This window comes from Kitasatospora sp. NPDC002227 (assembly GCF_040296285.1).
Taxonomy (GTDB): domain Bacteria; phylum Actinomycetota; class Actinomycetes; order Streptomycetales; family Streptomycetaceae; genus Kitasatospora.
The window spans coordinates 20,770-40,397 of sequence record NZ_JBEOWY010000049.1 but is presented as its reverse complement, the minus strand read 5'-3'; the positions used below and the strand labels follow the sequence as shown (position 1 = coordinate 40,397).

The following is a 19,628-nucleotide window of genomic DNA, read 5'->3' as shown; positions in this document are numbered from 1 at the left end:
GACGGAAAGCTGTGCACTACCCAGGGCTGCACCACCAGGGGCGCGGGGAACTGCGCGACCAGCCAGGCACTGCAGGTCCTCGCGCCCTGATAGTGCAACCCACTCGGAGTGCGTCGGTACGGCGAAGTGCACGGCGGGCCGCGCCGTTCCCCGCGCCCCTGGGGTTGCTGCTCATTCAGAGGCGCATGGCCTGCGGCGTCTCCCGACGGTTCAGGTCCGGGCCCTCGTACTCGCGGATGATCTCGTAGCGGGTGTTGCGCTCGACCGGGCGGAAGCCGGCGTCGCGGATCAGGCCGAGGAGGTCGTCGCGGCCGAGCTTGTTGGGGGTGCCGAAGTTGTCGGCGTCGTGGGTGATCTTGTACTCGACCACCGAGCCGTCCATGTCGTCGGCGCCGTGGCTGAGCGCCAGCTGGGCGGTGGTGACGCCGTGCATGACCCAGAAGACCTTGACGTGCGGGACGTTGTCGAAGAGCAGCCGGGAGACCGCGAAGGTCTTCAGCGCCTCGGCGCCGGTCGCCATCTCGGTGCGCGCCATCAGCTTGTTGCGGACGATGCCGTCCTTGGAGTCGTGGAAGTCGTGCTGGTAGCGCAGCGGGATGAAGACCTGGAAGCCGCCGGTCTCGTCCTGCAGCTCGCGCAGCCGCAGCACGTGGTCGACCCGGTGGCGGGGCTCCTCGATGTGGCCGTAGAGCATGGTGCAGGGGGTCTTGAGCCCCTTCTCGTGCGCCAGGCGGTGGATCCGCGACCAGTCCTCCCAGTGGGTCTCGTGGTCGACGATGTGCTGGCGGACCTCCCAGTCGAAGATCTCGGCGCCGCCGCCGGTCAGCGACTCCAGGCCGGCGTCGATCAGCTCGTCCAGGATCTCACTCGCGCTCAGCCCGCTGATCTTCTCGAACCAGTGGATCTCGGTCGCGGTGAAGGCCTTGAGCGAGACGTTCGGCAGGGCGGCCTTGAGCTCGCGCAGGGAGCGCGGGTAGTAGCGCCAGGGCAGCGTCGGGTGCAGGCCGTTGACGATGTGCAGCTCGGTGAGCGACTCGCTCTCCATCGTCTTCGCGAGGCGGACGGCCTCCTCGATCCGCATGGTGTACGCGTCCTTCTCGCCCGGCTTGCGCTGGAACGAGCAGTACGCGCAGGAGGCCGCGCAGACGTTGGTCATGTTGAGGTGGCGGTTGACGTTGAAGTGGACGACGTCGCCGTTCTTCCGCGTCCGGACGAGGTGTGCCAGACCGCCCAGCCAGGCCAGGTCGTCGCTCTCGTAGAGGGCGATGCCGTCCTCGCGGGTCAGCCGCTCGCCCGAGTGGACCTTCGCCTCGAGCTCGCGCTTCAGCCCTGCGTCCATGCGGTTGCCCGCCTCCTCATAACCGTGCCGATTGACCGGTCCGAGCCTACGCCTACCCCGCGAGCAGCTCTGCCAGCAGCTCCGGTTCGAGGTTGCCGCCGCTGACCACGGCGGCGAAGCAGCGGCCGTCCAGCTCGGCGCCCCGGTGCAGGTAGGCCGCCGTGGCGACCGCCCCGGAGGGCTCGGCGACCAGGCGGCCGCGGCGGGCCAGGACGGCCACCGTGTCGCGGATCTCCTTCTCGGAGACGGTCACGATGTCGTCCACGTAGGCCAGCAGGTGCTCGAAGGGCAGCGCGCCGACCGAGGTGGTGCGCAGCCCGTCGGCGATGGTCCGGTGGGTGTCGGCCACCGGCCAGGTGATCCGCTCGCCGGCCCGGAAGCTGGCCTGGGCGTCGGCGGCCAGCTCGGGCTCGACGCCGATCACCCGCACGCCCGGGCAGGTGAGCTTGAGCGCGGCCGCCGTACCGGAGATCAGACCGCCGCCGCTGACCGGCACCAGCACGGTGTCCAGCTCGTCCGGCGCGTCCTCGCCGATCTCCAGGCCGACGGTGCCCTGACCGGCGATCACGTACGGGTCGTCGTAGGGCGGCACCCAGACGTAGCCCTGCTCGGCGGCCAGCTGGGCGGGCAGCACGTCCCGCTCGGCCGGGGGCACCAGGATCACCTCGGCGCCGTACGCCCGGGTGGCGGCGACCTTGACGGCCGGGGAGCTGTCCGGCATCACGATGACGGCCTTGATGCCGAGCAGCCCGGCGGCGTAGGCCACCGCCTGGGCGTGGTTGCCGCTGGACTGCGCGACCACGCCCCGGGCCCGCTCGGCCTCGCTCAGCGCGGCGAGCCGGTTGTAGGCGCCGCGCAGTTTGAAGGCGCCGGTCGGCTGCAGGTTCTCCGGCTTGAGCCAGAGCGCGCGCCCCTCGGTGGCCGCCCAGGGGCTGGGCAGCAGGGGCGTTCTCACTGCGACCCCGGCGATCCGCCGCTGGGCCGCACGCAGTTCCTCTACACCGACCAACGCCAACGCGTCACTCCCCTTCGGCCATCGGCAGGTCACTCACTCGGTTCTCCCACTTGGTGGAGAGGACGACGGTGGTGCGGGTGCGGGCCACGCCCTTGGTGCCGGAGAGGCGCTTGACCACCGACTCCAGGCCCTCGACGTTGGAGACCCGCACCTTGAGCATGAAGGAGTCGTCGCCGGCGATGAACCAGCAGTCCTCGACCTCGCCGAGCTCCTTGAGACGGCGCGCGACGTCGTCGTGGTCGGCCGCGTCGGTCAGCTGAAGGCCGATCAGGGCCGTGACGCCGAAGCCCAGCGAGGCCGGGTTGACCGTCGCGCGGTACCCGGTGATCACCCCGGCCTGCTCCAACCGGTTGATCCGGTCCGTCACGCTGGGGCCCGACAGCCCGACGAGGCGGCCGAGTTCGGCGTACGAAGCGCGCCCGTTCTCCCGCAACGCCTGGATGAGCTGTCTGTCCACGCTGTCCATATCCGCCCGCGTCCTTCCGAACCTCACCAGACCCACAGATCAGTATCCGGATTCGAAGGCGTCATGCGCGGATCGACCCGGATATCACAGAGAACATACTCTCCCGTAACCGCCCGGCTTACGCGACCTTGCCTCCTGAACCCAACTCCCCCTCCCAGCGCCGGTACAACCCGTGCGGCACGCCGACCGCGTCCAGCACCCGCCCGGCCACGAAGTCCACCATCTCGCGGGCCGTCGAACCGCCCGCGTAGAAGCCCGGCGAGGCCGGGAGCACGACGGCGCCCTGGGCGTCCAGCTCCACCAGGTGCTTCAACGTCACCCCATTGAGGGGGGTCTCGCGGACGCACACCACCAGCGGGCGGCGCTCCTTGAGCGTCACGCTGGCCACCCGCTGCAGCAGGTCCTTGCTCAGCCCGAGCGCGACCCCGGCCACCGAGCCGGTGCTCGCGGGGACGATCAGCATGCCCTTGGCCGGGTACGAGCCGCTGGAGGGTCCGGCCGCGAAATCCCCGGCCGGCCAGTACCGGACGCCGTCCAACTCCTCGACCCCGATCCACTCCGTCAGGTCCTGCCGCCAGTGCGCGTCCCGGAAGGAGATCCCGGTCTCGTCCAGGACGGTCAGCCGGGCCGCCCGGCTGACCACCAGGTCCACCGCCTCACCCGCCGCGAGCAGGGCCCGGATCACCGCCGCCGCGTACGGGGTGCCGGAGGCCCCGGAGACGCCGACCACCCAGGGGCGGCGGGGCGGGGGCGGGGTGCTGTGCTCGGTTTCCGTACTTCCTTGCTCGGTGTTCATGACGGCCATCTTCGCCCGGGTGGTGGGTGCGGCTGTGCCCGGCGCGGCAGGATAGGGACCATGTCGACGGAGTTGCTCGATCTCACCCATCCCGTGACCACCGGCATGCCCGTGTACCCGGGCGATCCGGAGGTGCTGCTCGCTCCCGCGCTGACCACCGGGACGGCCGGGGTGAATGTGCTCGCCCTGCATCTGGGGTCGCAGTCCGGTACGCACGTGGACGCGCCGTACCACGTGGACGTCACCTGGCCCACGCTGGACGGGCTGCCGCTCGGGCTGTTCACCGGGCCGGCCGTGCTGGCCGACCTGCGGGGGCTCGCGCCTCGGACGGAGATCGGCGCCGAGCTGCTCGAGGAGGCGCTGGCCAGGGTGACGCCGGGGTGCGTCCTGCTGCTCGCCACCGGCTGGGCCCGGCACTGGGGCACCGACCACTACCTGGCGCACCCCTATCTCTCGGCGGAGGCGGCCGGGAGGATCGCGGCGGCGGGCGTGCGGACCGTCGGCGTCGACGCCCTCAACGTGGACCGCACCCCCGACCCGGGCCCGGCCGACCCCGGGGTGGCCGCACTGCTCGCCGACCTGACCGACGAGCACGACGCGGCCCCCGGCGAGGCCTTCTCGCTGGCCGCGCACCGGGCCCTGCTCGGCGCCCCCGGCGGAGCCGTGATCGCGGAGAACCTGACCGACCTCACCCCGCTGCTCGACGCGCAGGCCGCCGGGCAGGAGGTCGGTGTCTCGCTCTTCCCGCTCCGGCTGGTGGCCGCCGACGGGGCTCCGGTGCGGGCGGTGGCCACCGTCACCGGCTGAGTGCGCGTCAGCGGCGGTCGGCCCTATAGGTCTAGACCAAGTTGCGGGGCGCCGATACCCTCGCTGCATGGCAGAGATCATCGGCGTGGTGGAGCGGATCTGGCGCTATCCGGTCAAATCCACCGGTGGTGAGCGGCTCGACTCCGTCGAGGTGGACTCGCGCGGCCTCGCGGGCGACCGGCTCTACGCCGTCCGGGACGGCCACGGCAAGTTCGGCTCCGGCAAGACCACCCGCCGGTTCCGCCGCATGGACGGCCTGCTCCGCCTCTCCGCCCGCCTCGGCCACCGGCTCGACGCCCCCGTCCTGCTCGACCCGCTCGGCAGCCCCGTCGCCGACCCCGACGCCTTCCTGCGGGCCTACCTCGGCCGCGAGGACGTCGAGTTGGCCCGCGAGGACGCCGTCTCCCACTTCGACCAGCTGCCGGTCAGCCTGCTCACCACCGCCACCCTGGACTGGGTCCGCGCCGCCTGCCCGGCGGCGGCGGTCGACGAACGCCGGTTCCGCCCCAACCTGCTGCTGCGCACCCCGCCCGGCACCCCGCCGTTCGTCGAGGACACCTGGTTCGGCCGCGAGGCGGCCGGCGGCGGGCTGCGCCTGGCACTGATCCGCGCGAGCGAACGCTGCGTCATGACCGCCGCCCCGCAGCCCGGCCTCCCCCACGCCCCCGAGATCCTGCGCGCCGTCGCCACCCACCACGGCAACCGCCTGGACGCCCTCGCGGACGTCACCGCCCCCGGCCGGATCGCGGTCGGGGACGAGCTACGCCTGGTCTGACCCCAGCTCCGCCGCCCGCCGCAGCAGCAGCTCCCGCTCCCTGGCGTTGCGGGCCAGAGCCGCCGCGCGGCCGAGCTCGGTGCGGGCCTCGGCCGGGCGGCCGAGGCGGACCAGCAGATCGGCGCGCAGGCTCGGGAGCAGGTGGTAGTCCTTCAGGGCCGGGGCCAGGGCGTCGACCAGGGCGAGGGCCGCGGCCGGGCCCTCGGTCATCGAGACCGCCACGGCGCGGTTGAGCTCGACCACGGGGGACGGCGTGAGGGCCGCGAGGCGGTCGTACAGGGCCAGGATGGTCGGCCAGTCGGTGTCCCCGTAGCGGACGGCCCGGGCATGGCAGGCGGCGATGGCGGCCTGCAGACCGTACGGGCCCAGCGGCCGGCCCTGTTCGGTGGCGCGGGCCAGGGCGGCGTAGCCGCGGTGGATGAGGAGGCGGTCCCAGCGGGTGCGGTCCTGCTCGGCGAGCAGGACCGGCTCGCCGTCGGCGCCGGTCCGGGCCGCCGTGCGGGAGGCCTGGATCTCGAGCAGGGCCGCGAGGCCGTGCACCTCCGGCTCGGCGGGCATCAGGCCGGCCAGCACGCGGGCCAGCCGCAGCGCCTCCTCGCAGAGGGCGGGCCGCAGCCAGTCGTCCCCCGCCGTCGCGGAGTGGCCCTCGTTGAAGATCAGGTAGATGACCTCGAGGACGGAGTCGAGCCGGGCCGCCCGGTCGGCCCCGTACGGCACCTCGTACGGGACGTCGGCCTTGGCGAGCGCACGCTTGGCGCGGACGATCCGCTGGGCCACCGTCGGTTCGGCGGCCAGGCAGGCGCGGGCGATCTCCTCGGTGGTCAGACCGCCGAGCAGCCGCAGGGTCAGCGCGATCCGGGCCTCGGTGGCGAGCACCGGGTGGCAGGCGGTGAAGATCAGCCTCAGCAGGTCGTCGTCGATGTCCTCCGGGTCGGCCGGCTCCGGCGGGGGTGGGACGTCGGTGAGGGCGCGGCCGACCTCGGCCAGCTTGCGGGCGTACGTCTCCTTGCGCCGGACGAGGTCGACGGCCCGGTGCTTGGCGGTGGACATCAGCCAGGCGGCCGGCTTGGCCGGCACCCCGTCGCGGGGCCACTGCTCCAGCGCCGCCACCAGCGCGTCCTGCGCGAGCTCCTCGGCGATCCCGACGTCCCGGACGATCCGGGTGACGACAGCGATGATCTTCGCCGACTCGATCCGGTAGAGGGCTTCGACCGCGGCGCTGGACTCGTTCACGGTGCGATTCTGACGGACAGCCGGTCGCACCACCCCGGGGGCGGTTGCGACCGGCTGCCTGCCAGGTCGGTCAGGGGCCGGCGATCTCGCGCAGCTCGGCCGCGACGGTCCACTCGGCGGGGTGGATCTCGAGGAAGCGGTGGGTCCACTCGAGGGCCTCGGCCTTGTCCTTGCACTGCATGATGGCGTAGCCGCCGACGACCTCCTTGGTCTCGGTGAAGGGACCGTCGGTGTGGGACAGCTTGCCGTCGGACCAGGTGATCCGGGTGGCCTGGGAGGTGGGGGTGAGGCCGGCGGTGTCGAGCATGACGCCGGCCTTGGTGATCTCCTCCAGGAGGGCGCCCATCTTCTGCTCGAAGTCGGCGGGGAAGTCCTTCGGGGGCAGCTGGCTCTCGTCGACCCGGATCATCGAAAGGAAGCGCGGCATGGTGACTCCTCGGTAGGGGAGCGGGGCGGGCCCCCGCTCTCACCCGTGTGTCGAACGGGGGCGGGCCGGATCGACAGCTCCGCCGAAGAAATCCCGGAAATTCTTCTACCGGGCCCTGACCAGGCAGAACGGATGGCCGGCCGGGTCGACGTAGACCCGGAAGTCGGTCTCGGCGTCCTTGCGGACGGCCCCGAGCTCCAGCACCCGCGCCTCCGCCGCGTCCAGGTCGTCCACCTCCAGGTCGAGGTGGAGCTGCTGCGGGTGCGCCGGGTCGGGCCAGCGCGGCGGGCGGAAGTCCTCGACCCGCTGGAAGCCGAGCACCAGGCCGCCGGGCGCGTGCACCGTCGACCACTCGGAGTCCAGCGACCAGCGCGGGTCGGGCCGGTCCACCTCACCCCCGAGCAGGGCGGCGTAGAAGTGCGCCAGCCCCGCCGGGTAGTGACAGTCGAGCACCACACACTGCAGTCTGCCGATCACCGTTCCAGGATAGGCAGTTTGGCCCGCCGGGCGGCTGTCACACGCCCAGGCCCCGGATCACCAGATCGAGCAGGGCGAACAGGAAGAGCGAGACGCCGACGAAGCCGTTGGTGGTGAAGAAGGCCCGGTTCAGCCGGGAGAGGTCGCCCGGCTTCACGATCGAGTGCTCGTACAGGAAGGCGCCGACCACCACGGCGATGCCGGCCCAGAAGGCCGCGCCGGCGCCGGTGAGCACGCCGTACCAGGCCAGCAGACCGGTGGTCACCACGTGGCAGGCCCGCGCGCCGTACAGCGCCCCGGCGATGCCGAAGCGGGCCGGGACGGAGCGCACGCCCTCGGCGCGGTCGGCCGCGACGTCCTGGCAGCCGAAGATCAGGTCGAAGCCGCCGATCCAGACGCCGACGGCCAGGCCCAGCACCACGGCCTCCCAGGACCAGCTGCCGGTGACGGCCAGCCAGGCCCCGATCGGGCCCATCGCCTGGGCCAGGCCCAGGATCGCGTGCGGGAAGTCGGTGAACCGCTTGCCGTACGGGTAGACCACCATCGGCACCACCGCGACCGGCGCCAGCGCCAGGCAGAGCGGGTTGAGCAGTGCGGCGGCCCCGAGGAAGACCAGCAGGGCCACGGCCGAGCCGGCGTACGCGGTGCGCAGCGAGACCGCGCCGGTGACCAGCTCGCGGCCGGCGGTGCGCGGGTTCCGGGCGTCGATCTCGCGGTCGATGATCCGGTTGGCGGCCATCGCGAAGGTGCGCAGGCCGACCATGCAGACGGTGACGATCAGCAGCTGGCCCCAGTGCACCCGCTGGTCGTCCAGGTACATCGCGGTCAGGGCGGCGATGTAGGCGAAGGGGAGGGCGAAGACCGAGTGCTCGATCATGACCAGGCGCAGGAAGGCCTTGGCCGGGCCCGGGGTGACGGCGGCCGTGCTCACAGCCCGTACTCCTTCCAGCGGCGGTCGACCAGGGCGGCGGTCGCCGGGTCGGAGGAGACCATCTCGGGCCAGCCGCCGTCGCGGGTGTAGCCCTCCTCGGGGAGCTTGCGGGTGGCGTCGATGCCCGCCTTGCCGCCCCAGAACTGCTGGTACGAGGCGTGGTCGAGGTGGTCGACCGGGCCCTCGACCACCGAGAGGTCGCGGCTGTAGTCGGTGTTGCCCAGCGCCCGCCAGGCGACCTCCTGGTAGTCGTGGACGTCGCAGTCCGCGTCCACCACGATGATCAGCTTGGTCAGCGACATCATGTGGGCGCCCCAGATGGCGTGCATGACCTTCTGGGCGTGCTTGGGGTACTTCTTGTCGATCGAGACGATCACGCAGTTGTGGAAGCCGCCGGCCTCGGGCAGGTCGTAGTCCACGATGTCCGGGATGATGATCTTGAGCAGCGGCAGGAAGAACCGCTCGGTGAACTTGCCCAGCGGGCCGTCCTCGGTCGGCGGGCGGCCGACCACGATGGACTGCAGGATGGGCCGCTTGCGCATCGTGACGCAGTCGATCGTGAGCGCCGGGAAGGGCTCCTGCGGGGTGTAGAAGCCGGTGTGGTCGCCGAACGGGCCCTCCGGCAGCATCTCGCCCGGCTCCAGCCAGCCCTCCAGGACCACCTCGGCGTCCGCAGGCACCTGCAGCGGCACCGTCTTGCAGTCCACCATCCGGACCCGCTCGCCCGCGACGAACCCGGCGAACAGGTACTCGTCGATGTCGCCGGGCAGCGGCGCGGTGGCCGCGTAGGTGACGGCGGGCGGGCAGCCGAAGGCGATCGCGACCGGGAGCTTCTCGCCGCGCTTGGCCGCCACCGCGTAGTGGTTGCGGCTGTCCTTGTGGATCTGCCAGTGCATGCCGATGGTCCGCTTGTCGTGCCGCTGCAGGCGGTACAGACCGAGGTTGCGGATGCCGGAGTCCGGGTCCTTGGTGTGGGTCAGGCCCAGGTTGAAGAAGGAGCCGCCGTCCAGCGGCCAGGTGAAGAGCGCGGGCAGGTCGTCGAGGTCGACGTCCTCACCGGTGAGCACGACCTCCTGGACGGGCGCGTCGGAGGACTTCACGTTCTTCGGCGGCACGTGGGCCATCGAGGCGAGCTTGCCGAAGGCGTCCCGGAAGCCGGTGAAGCCCTGCGGCAGCTCGGGCTTGAGCAGGCCGGCGATCTTCTCGGCGATGTCGTCGGGCGACTTGAGGCCGAGCGACTTGGCCAGCCGGCGCTCCGTACCGAAGACGTTCATCGCGAGCGGCACCGAGCAGCCCTTGACGTTCTCGAACAGCAGCGCCGGGCCCTTGGCCTTCTGGACCCGGTCGACGATCTCGCCGATCTCCAGGTGGGGGTCGACCTCGGCCTTGATCCGCCTGAGGTCGCCCTCACGCTCCAGGGCCCGGAGGAATGAGCGCAGATCGTCGTATGCCATGCGTGTCAGTATCCGATACTCGCCCGTCCGGCCTTGCACGCGGGGCAGTGTCCGAAGGCTCCAAGGACTAGCCTGGGGGCCGCCCGTACCGACCGCTTCCGGGGGAGACCGCCGCCGTGCTCAGGATTCTGCCGTCACTGCTCGTCATCGCCCTGTGGATCTGGGCCTTCATCGACTGCGTGACCACGCCGGAGCAGGAGGTGCGGCACCTGCCCAAGGTGGTCTGGGTGATCGTGGTGCTGCTCTTCCCGCTGGTCGGCTCCGCGGCCTGGGTGGTGGCCGGGCGGCGCCGGCGGCCGCGGGCCGCGACCGGGCCGATGGTGGCCCCGGACGACAACCCCGAGTTCCTCGCCTCCCTGGACAAGCTGCGCGAGCGCGAAGACCCCGAGAAGCCCTGACGACGGGAAGCCGACGGCGGGGGTGCGGTGGTCTCGACCGCCGCACCCCCGTTTGGTGCATCCCTACGATCCGGCGCCGAAAACGCCCCGTTCCCCGCTCGGCGCCGTTGTCACGCCCGCACCTGCGCACGCCAGCGCCGCGCGCCCCCGACACGCCGATTCGCAACCGCTCTGACCTGCGGTTCAAGCAAAACGGGCGGCGATTCACAAGCCACCTGTGCATAGGTCGAAGCGCCTGTTCGACGCCTTCGCGGGGCGTGCGCCTTCTGTCAGGCTCTTACAGGTTCTGGGCCTTGACCTTGTACGGAATCAACGCCGATTTCGGGGTGCGATCCCTCGTAGTGTCGTAGGTGAAGAAGTGTTCGCAGCCGCGGCTGCCGCCACAGCAGGCCGGCCGCGTCGGACAGTTCCCTCACACTTGGAGTGGTTCGAGATGACGGTTCTGCACGAGGCGCCGCCCGGCGACGAGATCCCCGAGATCCCGGCCGACGCGCACGGGCGGGTCGCGGAGCTGCGGGACCTTCGGGACAAGGTCAAGCAGGGCCCCAGCGAGAAGGCGACCGAGGCGCAGCACGCCAAGGGCAAGCTGACGGCCCGCGAGCGGATCGAACTGCTCCTCGACGAGGGCACCTTCAACGAGATCGAGCCGCTGCGCCGCCACCGCGCGCAGGGCTTCGGCCTGGAGGCCAAGAAGCCGCACACGGACGGCGTGATCGTCGGCTGGGGCAAGGTCCACGGCCGTACCGTCTTCACCTACGCCCATGACTTCCGGATCTTCGGCGGAGCCCTCGGCGAGGCCCACGCCCAGAAGATCCACAAGATCATGGACATGGCCATCGCGGCCGGTGCCCCGCTGGTCTCGCTCAACGACGGCGCCGGCGCCCGCATCCAGGAGGGTGTCACCGCGCTGGCCGGCTACGGCGGCATCTTCCAGCGCAACACCCGCGCCTCGGGCGTCATCCCGCAGATCAGCGTGATGCTCGGCCCGTGCGCCGGTGGCGCCGCCTACTCCCCCGCGCTGACCGACTTCGTCTTCATGGTCCGCGAGACCTCGCAGATGTTCATCACCGGCCCGGACGTGGTCCAGGCCGTGACCGGCGAGAAGATCTCCCAGAACGGCCTCGGCGGCGCCGACGTGCACTCCGGCGTCTCCGGCGTCTCGCACTTCGCCTACGACGACGAGCAGTCCTGCATCGAGGAGGTCCGCTACCTCCTCTCGCTGCTGCCGCAGAACAACCGCGAGATGCCGCCGGCCGTCAGCAACGACGACCCGGTGGACCGCCGCAACGAGGCACTGCTCGACCTGGTGCCGGTGGACGGCAACCGCCCGTACGACATGCGCAAGGTGATCGAGGAGATCGTCGACCACGGCGAGTACCTCGAGGTGCACGAGCGCTGGGCCACCAACGTGCTGTGCGTGCTGGCCCGGATCGACGGCCACGTGACCGGCATCATCGCCAACCAGCCGCAGTCGCTGGCCGGCGTGCTGGACATCAACGCCTCCGAGAAGGCCGCCCGCTTCGTGCAGATGTGCGACGCCTTCAACATCCCGCTGGTCACCATGCTCGACGTCCCCGGCTTCCTGCCCGGCGTGGACCAGGAGCATGACGGCATCATCCGGCACGGCGCCAAGCTGCTCTACGCGTACTGCAACGCCACCGTGCCGCGCATCCAGCTGATCCTGCGCAAGGCCTACGGCGGCGCGTACATCGTGATGGACTCGCGCTCGATCGGCGCGGACCTGTCCTTCGCCTGGCCGACCAACGAGATCGCCGTGATGGGCGCCGAGGGCGCCGCCAACGTCATCTTCCGCCGCGACATCGCCGGGGCCGAGGACCCGGAGGCGATGCGCGCGCAGAAGATCAAGGAGTACAAGAGCGAGCTGATGCACCCGTACTACGCGGCCGAGCGCGGCCTCGTGGACGACGTCATCGACCCGGCCGAGACCCGCGCGGTGCTCGCCTCCTCGCTGGCCATGCTCCGCACCAAGCACGCCGACCTGCCGAGCCGCAAGCACGGCAACCCGCCCATGTAGCACGGGCCGCTCCACCCACAGCACCAGGCACCTGCCCGCCGTTCACTTCGCACCGGGGGAGAACCCACACCATGAGCATCTCTGCCGATATCCGGATCACCCGAGGCTCGCTCAATGACGAGGAGCTGGCCGCCCTCACCGCCGTCCTGATGGCCCGCGCGGCCGCCGCCCAGTGCAGCGCCGCCCTCGCCACCGTCGAGCCCATCGCCCGCTGGCAGCGCCTCGAGCGCCGCCCGGCGTACTACTCCCCCGTCAGCTGGCAGCAGGCGGCCTGACAACGACGAAGGGGTGGCCCGCGCTGTGATGCGCGGGCCACCCCTTCGTCGTACCCGTCACGCCGCTGTCAGGGCGGCCGAACGGCCCTCGTGCATCGTGTGCAGGTTCGCGGCCAGGCGCTGCGGGTCCTGGCTGAGCCAGAGGCGGACGGCCGCGCCGAGGACGGCGCTGGCCGAGCCCAGGCGGACACCGGTGGCCTGGGCCACCCTGGCTGCCGCCAGCACCAGCAGGTCGCTCAGCGCGGTCGGCAGCCAGACGGTCTGCGCGCACGGCGCGGGTGGCGTGAGTGCTGCCAGGAAGCGGTAGGCGTCGGCGGTGGTGGCCGCCACCATCGGCAGGACGTCCAGGAGGCCGTCCGCGACCACCTCCGACACGTCGCTGCGGTGCCCCTGCGCCAGGCGGCGCAGCAGCGCACGCTCTCCCGCGGTGATCCGGACGGTCAGCATGACCTCGTCGCACTCCATAGCGCGGCCCTCTCCTCGCGGCTTCCCTCACGGTGACCCGATCATCGGCACAAGTGCTCCGCTCGGCGTGTCCCGAAACCTCCCGGCCCGGGACTACGCCGACTCGGAGCTGAACTCTCGTCCGGTCGGCCGTCAGCCGACACCCGCGTAGCTGTGCTTGCCGGTCACGAAGATGTTGACGCCGTAGTAGTTGAACAGGAAGCAGGCGAAGGCCAGCAGCGCCAGGTAGGCGGCCTTGCGGCCCTTCCAGCCGGCCGTGGCCCGCGCGTGCAGGTAGCAGGCGTAGACGACCCAGGTGATGAAGGACCAGGTCTCCTTCGGGTCCCACTCCCAGTACTTGCCCCAGGCCGCCTCGGCCCAGATCGCGCCCGCGATGATGGTGAACGTCCAGAGCGGGAAGACCAGCGCGTTGATCCGGTACGAGAGCTTGTCCAGGGTCGACGCGGCGGGCAGGCGCTGCCAGATCGAGGCCGAGGTGCCGAACGGGCCGGTGGTCAGGCCCTCGGCCATCCGGCGGTCGTACCAGTCCTTGCCCAGGTAGAGCGCGGTGGCCGCGAAGGCCGCGTAGAACGCGCCGCCGCACATGATCGCGGCGGAGACGTGGATGGCCAGCCAGTACGAGTGCAGGGCCGGGACGAGCTGCTCGGACTCGGTGTACAGCACGCTGACGGCCAGACCCAGCGTCAGCACCACGGCGACGGTGACCGGTAGGCCGAGCCAGCGGACCTTCTTCCCGCTCACCAGCAGGCCCAGGTAGGCCAGCACGGTGGTCAGCGCGAAGGCGCAGGAGAACTCGTACATGTTGCCCCACGGCCAGCGCTCGACCGAGAGGCCGCGGGTGAGCACGCCGCCGATGTGCAGCAGGGCGCCCAGGACGGTCAGCGAGATGGCGATCCGGCCGGCCAGGTCGCCCTTCTCGCTGGTGCCGGCCGCACCGAGGCCGTCGACCTGGTCCTCGTCGCCGCGGCCGCTGGTGACCACGGTCGCGCCGGCGTCGGCGAGGGCGGTGCGGGTCAGCGTGGTGGTGCCGCCCCCGGCGGAGGCGACGGTGACCGTCACCTTCTTGGCCCCTTGGGGAGCCGTGGCGGCCACCGTCTCGGCGAGGGTCGCCTGCTCGGTGGAGCGGACGGCGACGGCGCCCTTGCTGCCGAAGGTCCACTCGAAGATGTGGGCGAACATGGCGAGCAGGTACACGGCCATGGCCGCGTAGATCAGCTTGTTGGACAGGTCGGCCAGCTGTAGGTCGACCCCTGCTGCGAGAGGCACCGTCTACTCCTTGGAGTCCTGGTCAGCGGGGTGTTCGGGCTTGTCTTCAGGTGCTTCGTCGAACGCCGGGGCCTCGTCGTCCAGCGCCGGGGCCTCGTCCTGGAGGTCGACGGCGATCTCGGCCAGCTCCTCGGCGATCTTCGCCGACTCGCTGCGGGCCAGCCCGGCGACCTCGACCAGGGTGCGGCCGTCCGCCGTGGCGGTGGCCCGGACCCAGATCCGGCGGCGCTGCACGAACAGCGAGCCGATCAGGCCGAGGATCCCGCAGACGGCGCCGGTCAGCGCGACGGCGTTGCCCGGCCGGTGCGAGACGGTGAAGCTGGCCCACTGCTGGTAGCCCTCGAAGGTCACCGAGCCGTAGTTGTCCGGCAGGGTCCAGCCCTGGCCCGGCTTGAGCTTCACGATGGCCGGCTGGCCGTTCACCTTGAGCTGGGTCATGCCCTTGGTGTCGAGCTGGTAGACGTTCTGCGGCGTCCCGGCATTGGTGCGCAGGTCGCCGGCCCACGCGCTGAGCACCAGCGCCGGGTCCGCCGTATCCGGGAAGAGCGAGACCGGGCCGGTCTTCTCGAAGTTCGGCGCGGCGGTCGGCAGGAAGAAGCCGTTCAGGCCCAGCTGGGTCTTCGCGCCGTCCTTCTCGCCGTAGTCGTTGACCTTGATCACGCCGGTGGAGGTGAGGTTGCCGTCCTGCGGCAGGAAGGCCGTCGGGCCCGAGTACACCTTGGTGCCGTCGGCCTTGCGGACCGTCACCACCGGGGCGTAGCCGTGGCCGATCAGGAAGACCTTGCTGCCGCCGATCTCCAGCGGGTGGTTGACCTCGATGTCGCCCTTGGTCAGCTTCGTGTTGTCGTCGCCCGTCCAGTACCGGATGTGGGCGGTGAACTGGCGGGCGCTGCCCATCTGGTCACCGCTGGTCTGGTACTTGGCGGTGAAGCCGTCCAGCTTGAAGCCGAAGCTGTCCAGGTCCTCGGAGGTGTAGAGGGCCGAGCCCGTGAAGTCGTCCAGCTGGGTGGTGGTGTTGGAGTAGCCCTGGCCCTCGATCACCAGCTTGCCGCCCTGTCCACTGGCCAGCCCGGCCCAGCCGAAGCCGGCCACCAGGGCGAACAGCGAGAAGTGGAAGAGCAGGTTGCCGACCTCGCGCAGGTAGCCCTTCTCCGAGGCGACGGCGCCGTTGCCCAGGTTGGCGCGGAAGCCGCGCCTCTTGAGGTGCTGGTACGCGGCGGCGTTGACCGCCTTGGCGTCGGCGGCGCTGTGCCAGGCCGCGTAGACCGGCATCCGGGTCAGGTTGCCCGGCGCGGCCGGGGGCTGGGCGCGCAGCACGCCGACGAACTGCCAGGTGCGGGGGATGATGCAGCCCGCGAGCGAGATGAACAGCAGCAGGTAGATCGCGGAGAACCAGACCGAGCTGTAGACGTCGAACAGCTGGAGCTTCTCGTAGACCGGGGTGATGCCCTTGTGCGCGGCCTTCCAGGTCTCGACCTTGAAGCTGTTCTGGCTGTTCTGCGGGATCAGCGAGCCGGGGATGGCCGCGACCGACAGCAGGAACAGCAGGATCAGCGCGACCCGCATCGAGGTCAGCTGACGCCACGTCCAGCGCAGCCAGCCGAGCACCCCTATCCCGGCGGGGCTGTCGCTCTCGGTCGGGGCGCTGCTCAGCCGCTCGGCCGAGAGCTCGTCCTCCGGACGGGTACGGGTGTCGCTCACGGTCAGATTCCGATCGAGAAGTCGGCGAAGGCGTAACGAATCTGGCTGACCAGGTCGTCCCAGGCGCCGGTGAGGAGCAGCAGGCCGACGACGACGAGCATGCCGCCACCGATCCGCATGACCCACTGGTAGTGCTGCTTGATCCAGCCGAACGCGCCGAGCGCGCGGCGGAACGCGAGCGCAGCCACGATGAACGGTACGCCGAGGCCCAGGCAGTAGACGGCAGCGAGAAGCGAACCGCGCCAGGGGTCGGCCCCGTTCATCGCCAGGACGTTGATCGAGGAGTACGTGGGCCCGAGGCAGGGGGTCCAGCCGAGCCCGAACACGAGGCCGAGCAGCGGCGCCCCGGCCAGACCGACAGCCGGACGTCGGTGGGTGCGCAGTTCCCGCATGGTGAAGCCGGGCAGCAGGCCCATGAAGGCCAGGCCCATCAACACCGTCACCGCGCCCATCACGATGTTGATGGCCTCGCGGTGCTCCCGGAGGGTGTCCCCGAAGTAGCCGAACAAGGCGCCACCGGAGACAAACACGGCCGAGAAGCCGAGCACGAACAGCGCCGATCCGAGCACCATCCGGCCCCGCTTGGTCCCCTTGGCGTCGGCAAGGTCGACCGCCGAGAAGCCGGTGACGTAGCTCAGGTAACCGGGGACCAGCGGCAGCACGCAGGGCGAGAAGAAGGAGACCAGCCCGGCCAGCAGCGCGACCGGGATCGCGAGCAGGATCGCCCCGCTCAGCACCGTCTGGTTGGGGCCCAGCTCCGCGAGGAGCGCGGCGCTCACTGGGACTTCTCGGCGACGATCGGCTTGATCAGGCTCTCCAGGTCCTCCGCCGACAGCGCGCGCAGCGAGCGGGCGGCCAGCTTGCCGTCCCGGTCGACCACGATGGTGGAGGGGATGGCCTGCGGGTTGAGGCTGCCCTTGGGGAACTTCAGGATCTGGGTGCCGTCCGGGTCGTACAGGCTCGGGTAGCTGATGCCGAAGTTCTTCTCGAAGGCGACGGCGTTGCCCGGATCGGTGTCCCGGGTGTTGATGCCGAGGAACTGCACGCCCTGACCCTGGTACTTCTGGGCGACCTGCTCCAGGCCCGCGGCCTCGGCACGGCACGGGCCGCACCAGGAGCCCCAGACGTTGAGCACCACGACCTTGCCCTTGTAGTCGGCGAGGGAGGCCTTGCCGCCGTCGATGGTGATGCCGGAGATCTCCGGGGCGTCCTTGCGGTGGCCCGCCTGCGCCGTGTCCAGCCCGCTCTTGCCGGTGATGAAGCCGGTCTGGCCGCCACCGCCGGAGGAGCCCGAGGAGCAGGCGCTCAGAGCCAGCGCGGCGGTGGCCGCGACCACGGCGGCGAGCATGGTGCGGCGGCGATTCGTCCCAGACATGTGAAAAGTTTCGCATGGGACTTCAGGCCCTCGGAGGGGGGTCCGTCCTTGTCGGCCGGACCCCCGCTGACCTGCGGTTCTCGCACTTATGATCCGCTTATGTCCCCTAAAGGACCGTCAGCGGATCCACCGGCGGATCCGTCAGGCTCCGAAGCTCTTGCCGACGGGCTTGTCGCCCTTCTTGCCCTTGCCGATCAGGTGCGCCGGGAGCAGGTCGCGGGCGGGCTCGGAGTACCCGACCGAGACGAGCTTGTCGCCCTCGTACGTGAAGCTGGTGAGCGAGGCCAGCGAGCACTGGCGGTTGCGCGGGTCGTGCCAGAGCTTCCGCTTCTCGGCGAAGGAGCGGACGGTCCAGATCGGCAGCTGGTGGCTGACGCAGACCGCCTCGTGCCCGCGCGCCGCGTCCCGGGCCGCCGCGAGGGCGGCCATCATCCGGACCGCCTGCTCGATGTACGGCTCGCCCCAGGAGGGCTTGAACGGGTTGGTGAGGTAGCGCCAGTACCCGGGGTTCTTCAGCGAGCCGTCGCCGACGCCGAAGGTCTTGCCCTGGAAGATGTTGTCGGCCTCGATCAGCCGCTCGTCGGCGGCGATCTCCAGGCCGTGGGACTTGCCGATCGGCGCGGCCGTCTCCTGGGCGCGCTCCAGCGGGGAGGCGACCACGTACGTGATGTCGCGGTCCGCCAGGTGCTCGGCGACCCGGTCGGCCATCTCCCGGCCCAGCTCGGAGAGGTGGTAGCCCGGCAGGCGGCCGTACAGGATGCCCTCCGGGTTGTGCACCTCGCCGTGCCGCATCAGGTGGACGACGGTGGTCTCGCTCACTTGGACTCCTCGCGGGCAGCGGCGGCGGCCTGGGCGGCGGCGGGCAGGGCGGCGGCGATCCACTCGACCGCGCGCTCGTCGTGCGAGGCCGACACGAACCAGGACTCGAAGGCGGAGGGCGGCAGGTAGACGCCCTGGCTGAGCATGCTGTGGAAGAAGGCGTTGAAGCGGAACGCCTCCTGGGTGCGGGCCTCGTCGTAGTTGGTGACGGGCGCCTCGGTGAAGAAGACCGAGAACATGTTGCCCGCCGTCTGCAGGCGGTGGGCCACGCCCTCCTTGGTCAGCGCGTCGCTCACCAGGCCGGAGATCTCGGCCGAGACGCGGTCGACGGTGGCGTACACCTCGTCGGTGCAGTTCCGCAGCTGGGCGAGGCCGGCGGCGGTGGCGATCGGGTTCCCGGAGAGGGTGCCCGCCTGGTAGACCGGGCCGGCCGGGGCGAGGTGGGCCATCACGTCGGCCCGCCCGCCGAAGGCCGCGGCCGGGAAGCCGCCGCCCATCACCTTGCCGAAGGTGAGCAGGTCGGGCGCCCAGCCCTCGTTCGCGGCCTCCAGGCCGTACCAGCCCGCCCTGGAGACGCGGAAGCCGGTCATCACCTCGTCCGAGATGAACAGCGCGCCGTCGGCCTGGCAGAGCTCGGCCAGGCCCTTGTTGAAGCCGGGCAGCGGCGGGACGACGCCCATGTTGCCGGGGCTCGCCTCGGTGATCACGCAGGCGATCTGGCCGGGGTGCGCCGCGAAGGCCCGCTTCACCGCCTCGAGGTCGTTGTACGGCAGCACGATGGTGTCGCCGGCCTGGGCGCCGGTCACGCCCGGCGTGTCGGGCAGGCCGAAGGTCGCCACGCCGGAACCGGCGGCGGCGAGCAGCGCGTCCACGTGACCGTGGTAGCAGCCGGCGAACTTGACGATCTTGGCGCGGCCGGTGAAGCCGCGGGCCAGCCGGATCGCCGACATGGTGGCCTCGGTGCCGCTGGAGACCAGGCGGACCTGCTCCACCGGCGCGACCCGCGCGACGATCTCCTCGCCCAGCTCGACCTCGCCCTGGCCGGGCGTGCCGAAGGAGGTGCCGCGGGTCACGGCCTGCTGCACGGCCTCGATCACGGCCGGGTGGGCGTGGCCCAGGAGCATCGGGCCCCAGGAGCAGACCAGGTCGACGTACTCACGGCCGTCGGCGTCGGTCAGGTAGGGGCCGCTGCCGGAGACCATGAAGCGCGGCGTGCCGCCGACGGCGCGGAAGGCGCGCACCGGCGAGTTCACGCCGCCGGGGGTCACGACCGAGGCTCGGTCGAACAGCGACTGGGACTTGGGGGCCTCGTACGGGTAGCTCTTGGGGTTCGTCACCCGCACATGGTCTCAAATCGTGTCCTTCACCTCCGCATGTCGGACCCGAACATCTGGAACGATGATCCGAGTACTGTCGTGCTACCTGCTCGCTCCTCGCCTCGCTCCCTGCGCTCGCGTTCTCATCCGCTTGTTCTCATCCGCTTGACGGATCAGTCAGACTGTCCGTGGACGGCTGTGGTGCGCGGTGGCGGCACAGTGGGCCGTGAGGTGTGCCAGCAGTACGTGTTACAGCTG

Annotated in this window: 21 protein-coding genes; 5 read left to right on the top strand and 16 right to left on the bottom strand. The window is 71.2% G+C overall.

The genetic code is table 11. The features are described from left to right. Window positions 1-175: 175 nt before the first annotated feature. The 4 genes from mqnE to ABT095_RS31135 all read right to left on the bottom strand — a co-directional run bounded on the left by mqnE (window position 176) and on the right by ABT095_RS31135 (window position 3,616). The gene (gene mqnE, locus ABT095_RS31150; RefSeq protein ID WP_350532904.1) at window positions 176-1,339 is read right to left on the bottom strand and encodes an aminofutalosine synthase MqnE; all 1,164 of its coding nucleotides are present in this window, start codon (window positions 1,337-1,339) and stop codon (window positions 176-178) included. A gap of 52 nt (window positions 1,340-1,391) precedes the next feature. Beyond that, on the bottom strand, window positions 1,392-2,294 hold the full coding sequence (locus ABT095_RS31145) for a threonine ammonia-lyase (protein WP_350532903.1): 903 nt from the start codon (window positions 2,292-2,294) through the stop codon (window positions 1,392-1,394). 64 nt (window positions 2,295-2,358) lie between these two features. Beyond that, window positions 2,359-2,820, bottom strand: a complete 462-nt coding sequence (locus ABT095_RS31140; RefSeq protein ID WP_350532902.1) for an Lrp/AsnC family transcriptional regulator — start codon at window positions 2,818-2,820, stop codon at window positions 2,359-2,361. A gap of 118 nt (window positions 2,821-2,938) precedes the next feature. Further along, window positions 2,939-3,616 carry a UbiX family flavin prenyltransferase gene (locus tag ABT095_RS31135; protein ID WP_350532901.1) on the bottom strand — a complete coding sequence of 226 codons (678 nt, stop codon included), beginning with the start codon at window positions 3,614-3,616 and terminating at the stop codon, window positions 2,939-2,941. Between the two features lie 60 nt (window positions 3,617-3,676). Between ABT095_RS31135 and ABT095_RS31130 the strand changes: the two genes are divergently transcribed. After that, entirely contained in the window at window positions 3,677-4,423 is a 747-nt protein-coding gene (locus ABT095_RS31130) for a cyclase family protein (protein ID WP_350532900.1), read from the top strand. A 67-nt stretch (window positions 4,424-4,490) separates the two neighbouring features. Next, on the top strand, window positions 4,491-5,198 hold the full coding sequence (locus ABT095_RS31125) for an MOSC domain-containing protein (RefSeq protein ID WP_350532899.1): 708 nt from the start codon (window positions 4,491-4,493) through the stop codon (window positions 5,196-5,198). On the opposite strand, the gene ABT095_RS31120 is transcribed toward ABT095_RS31125, so the two are convergent. From ABT095_RS31120 to ABT095_RS31100, 5 genes are all read right to left on the bottom strand, one after another. Then, window positions 5,184-6,431, bottom strand: coding sequence for an RNA polymerase sigma factor (locus tag ABT095_RS31120; RefSeq protein ID WP_350532898.1), 1,248 nt, complete (start codon window positions 6,429-6,431; stop codon window positions 5,184-5,186). The genes ABT095_RS31125 and ABT095_RS31120 overlap by 15 nt on opposite strands. Before the next feature lie 70 nt (window positions 6,432-6,501). Continuing rightward, window positions 6,502-6,858, bottom strand: a complete 357-nt coding sequence (locus ABT095_RS31115; protein ID WP_350532897.1) for a YciI family protein — start codon at window positions 6,856-6,858, stop codon at window positions 6,502-6,504. Window positions 6,859-6,963: 105 nt separating this feature from the next. After that, complete coding sequence (locus ABT095_RS31110; RefSeq protein ID WP_350532896.1) at window positions 6,964-7,335, bottom strand: VOC family protein; 372 nt, start codon at window positions 7,333-7,335, stop codon at window positions 6,964-6,966. Window positions 7,336-7,372: 37 nt separating this feature from the next. Next, window positions 7,373-8,266, bottom strand: a complete 894-nt coding sequence (gene mqnP, locus ABT095_RS31105) for a menaquinone biosynthesis prenyltransferase MqnP (protein ID WP_350532895.1) — start codon at window positions 8,264-8,266, stop codon at window positions 7,373-7,375. Further along, window positions 8,263-9,720 carry a menaquinone biosynthesis decarboxylase gene (locus tag ABT095_RS31100; RefSeq protein WP_350532894.1) on the bottom strand — a complete coding sequence of 486 codons (1,458 nt, stop codon included), beginning with the start codon at window positions 9,718-9,720 and terminating at the stop codon, window positions 8,263-8,265. The genes mqnP and ABT095_RS31100 overlap by 4 nt, the downstream gene beginning before the upstream one ends. A gap of 116 nt (window positions 9,721-9,836) precedes the next feature. Between ABT095_RS31100 and ABT095_RS31095 the strand changes: the two genes are divergently transcribed. The 3 genes from ABT095_RS31095 (at window position 9,837) to ABT095_RS31085 (ending at window position 12,428) form a co-directional block, all read left to right on the top strand. Then, window positions 9,837-10,118, top strand: a complete 282-nt coding sequence (locus ABT095_RS31095) for a PLDc N-terminal domain-containing protein (protein ID WP_350532893.1) — start codon at window positions 9,837-9,839, stop codon at window positions 10,116-10,118. A gap of 433 nt (window positions 10,119-10,551) precedes the next feature. After that, the gene (locus tag ABT095_RS31090) at window positions 10,552-12,153 is read left to right on the top strand and encodes an acyl-CoA carboxylase subunit beta (RefSeq protein WP_350532892.1); all 1,602 of its coding nucleotides are present in this window, start codon (window positions 10,552-10,554) and stop codon (window positions 12,151-12,153) included. 71 nt (window positions 12,154-12,224) lie between these two features. Then, window positions 12,225-12,428 carry an acyl-CoA carboxylase subunit epsilon gene (locus ABT095_RS31085; RefSeq protein WP_350532891.1) on the top strand — a complete coding sequence of 68 codons (204 nt, stop codon included), beginning with the start codon at window positions 12,225-12,227 and terminating at the stop codon, window positions 12,426-12,428. A 57-nt stretch (window positions 12,429-12,485) separates the two neighbouring features. On the opposite strand, the gene ABT095_RS31080 is transcribed toward ABT095_RS31085, so the two are convergent. The 7 genes from ABT095_RS31080 to hemL form a co-directional block, all read right to left on the bottom strand. Further along, window positions 12,486-12,893 carry a hypothetical protein gene (locus ABT095_RS31080; protein ID WP_350532890.1) on the bottom strand — a complete coding sequence of 136 codons (408 nt, stop codon included), beginning with the start codon at window positions 12,891-12,893 and terminating at the stop codon, window positions 12,486-12,488. Between the two features lie 132 nt (window positions 12,894-13,025). Next, entirely contained in the window at window positions 13,026-14,159 is a 1,134-nt protein-coding gene (gene ccsB / locus ABT095_RS31075; RefSeq protein WP_350532889.1) for a c-type cytochrome biogenesis protein CcsB, read from the bottom strand. A gap of 3 nt (window positions 14,160-14,162) precedes the next feature. Continuing rightward, window positions 14,163-15,860 carry a cytochrome c biogenesis protein ResB gene (gene resB / locus ABT095_RS31070; RefSeq protein ID WP_350532888.1) on the bottom strand — a complete coding sequence of 566 codons (1,698 nt, stop codon included), beginning with the start codon at window positions 15,858-15,860 and terminating at the stop codon, window positions 14,163-14,165. Window positions 15,861-15,862: 2 nt separating this feature from the next. Beyond that, on the bottom strand, window positions 15,863-16,639 hold the full coding sequence (locus tag ABT095_RS31065; protein ID WP_350532887.1) for a cytochrome c biogenesis CcdA family protein: 777 nt from the start codon (window positions 16,637-16,639) through the stop codon (window positions 15,863-15,865). Then, the gene (locus tag ABT095_RS31060; RefSeq protein ID WP_350532886.1) at window positions 16,636-17,235 is read right to left on the bottom strand and encodes a TlpA family protein disulfide reductase; all 600 of its coding nucleotides are present in this window, start codon (window positions 17,233-17,235) and stop codon (window positions 16,636-16,638) included. The genes ABT095_RS31065 and ABT095_RS31060 overlap by 4 nt, the downstream gene beginning before the upstream one ends. Before the next feature lie 141 nt (window positions 17,236-17,376). Beyond that, window positions 17,377-18,027 carry a histidine phosphatase family protein gene (locus tag ABT095_RS31055; RefSeq protein ID WP_350532919.1) on the bottom strand — a complete coding sequence of 217 codons (651 nt, stop codon included), beginning with the start codon at window positions 18,025-18,027 and terminating at the stop codon, window positions 17,377-17,379. Window positions 18,028-18,050: 23 nt separating this feature from the next. After that, window positions 18,051-19,391 (bottom strand): glutamate-1-semialdehyde 2,1-aminomutase, encoded by a 1,341-nt coding sequence (gene hemL, locus ABT095_RS31050; protein WP_350532885.1) that lies wholly within the window; start codon window positions 19,389-19,391, stop codon window positions 18,051-18,053. Window positions 19,392-19,628 lie beyond the last annotated feature (237 nt).

Excerpts from the sequence above, each read along its gene's own strand:
- ABT095_RS31085 (WP_350532891.1), top strand. The coding sequence starts at position 12,225 with ATGAGCATCTCTGCCGATATCCGGATCACCCGAGGCTCGCTCAATGAC.
- ABT095_RS31135 (WP_350532901.1), bottom strand. The coding sequence starts at position 3,616 with ATGAACACCGAGCAAGGAAGTACGGAAACCGAGCACAGCACCCCGCCC.
- ABT095_RS31115 (WP_350532897.1), bottom strand. The coding sequence starts at position 6,858 with ATGCCGCGCTTCCTTTCGATGATCCGGGTCGACGAGAGCCAGCTGCCC.
- ABT095_RS31125 (WP_350532899.1), top strand. The coding sequence starts at position 4,491 with ATGGCAGAGATCATCGGCGTGGTGGAGCGGATCTGGCGCTATCCGGTC.
- ABT095_RS31130 (WP_350532900.1), top strand. The coding sequence starts at position 3,677 with ATGTCGACGGAGTTGCTCGATCTCACCCATCCCGTGACCACCGGCATG.
- ABT095_RS31055 (WP_350532919.1), bottom strand. The coding sequence starts at position 18,027 with ATGCGGCACGGCGAGGTGCACAACCCGGAGGGCATCCTGTACGGCCGC.
- ABT095_RS31060 (WP_350532886.1), bottom strand. The coding sequence starts at position 17,235 with ATGTCTGGGACGAATCGCCGCCGCACCATGCTCGCCGCCGTGGTCGCG.
- ABT095_RS31100 (WP_350532894.1), bottom strand. The coding sequence starts at position 9,720 with ATGGCATACGACGATCTGCGCTCATTCCTCCGGGCCCTGGAGCGTGAG.
- ABT095_RS31090 (WP_350532892.1), top strand. The coding sequence starts at position 10,552 with ATGACGGTTCTGCACGAGGCGCCGCCCGGCGACGAGATCCCCGAGATC.
- ABT095_RS31080 (WP_350532890.1), bottom strand. The coding sequence starts at position 12,893 with ATGGAGTGCGACGAGGTCATGCTGACCGTCCGGATCACCGCGGGAGAG.
- mqnE (WP_350532904.1), bottom strand. The coding sequence starts at position 1,339 with ATGGACGCAGGGCTGAAGCGCGAGCTCGAGGCGAAGGTCCACTCGGGC.
- ABT095_RS31140 (WP_350532902.1), bottom strand. The coding sequence starts at position 2,820 with ATGGACAGCGTGGACAGACAGCTCATCCAGGCGTTGCGGGAGAACGGG.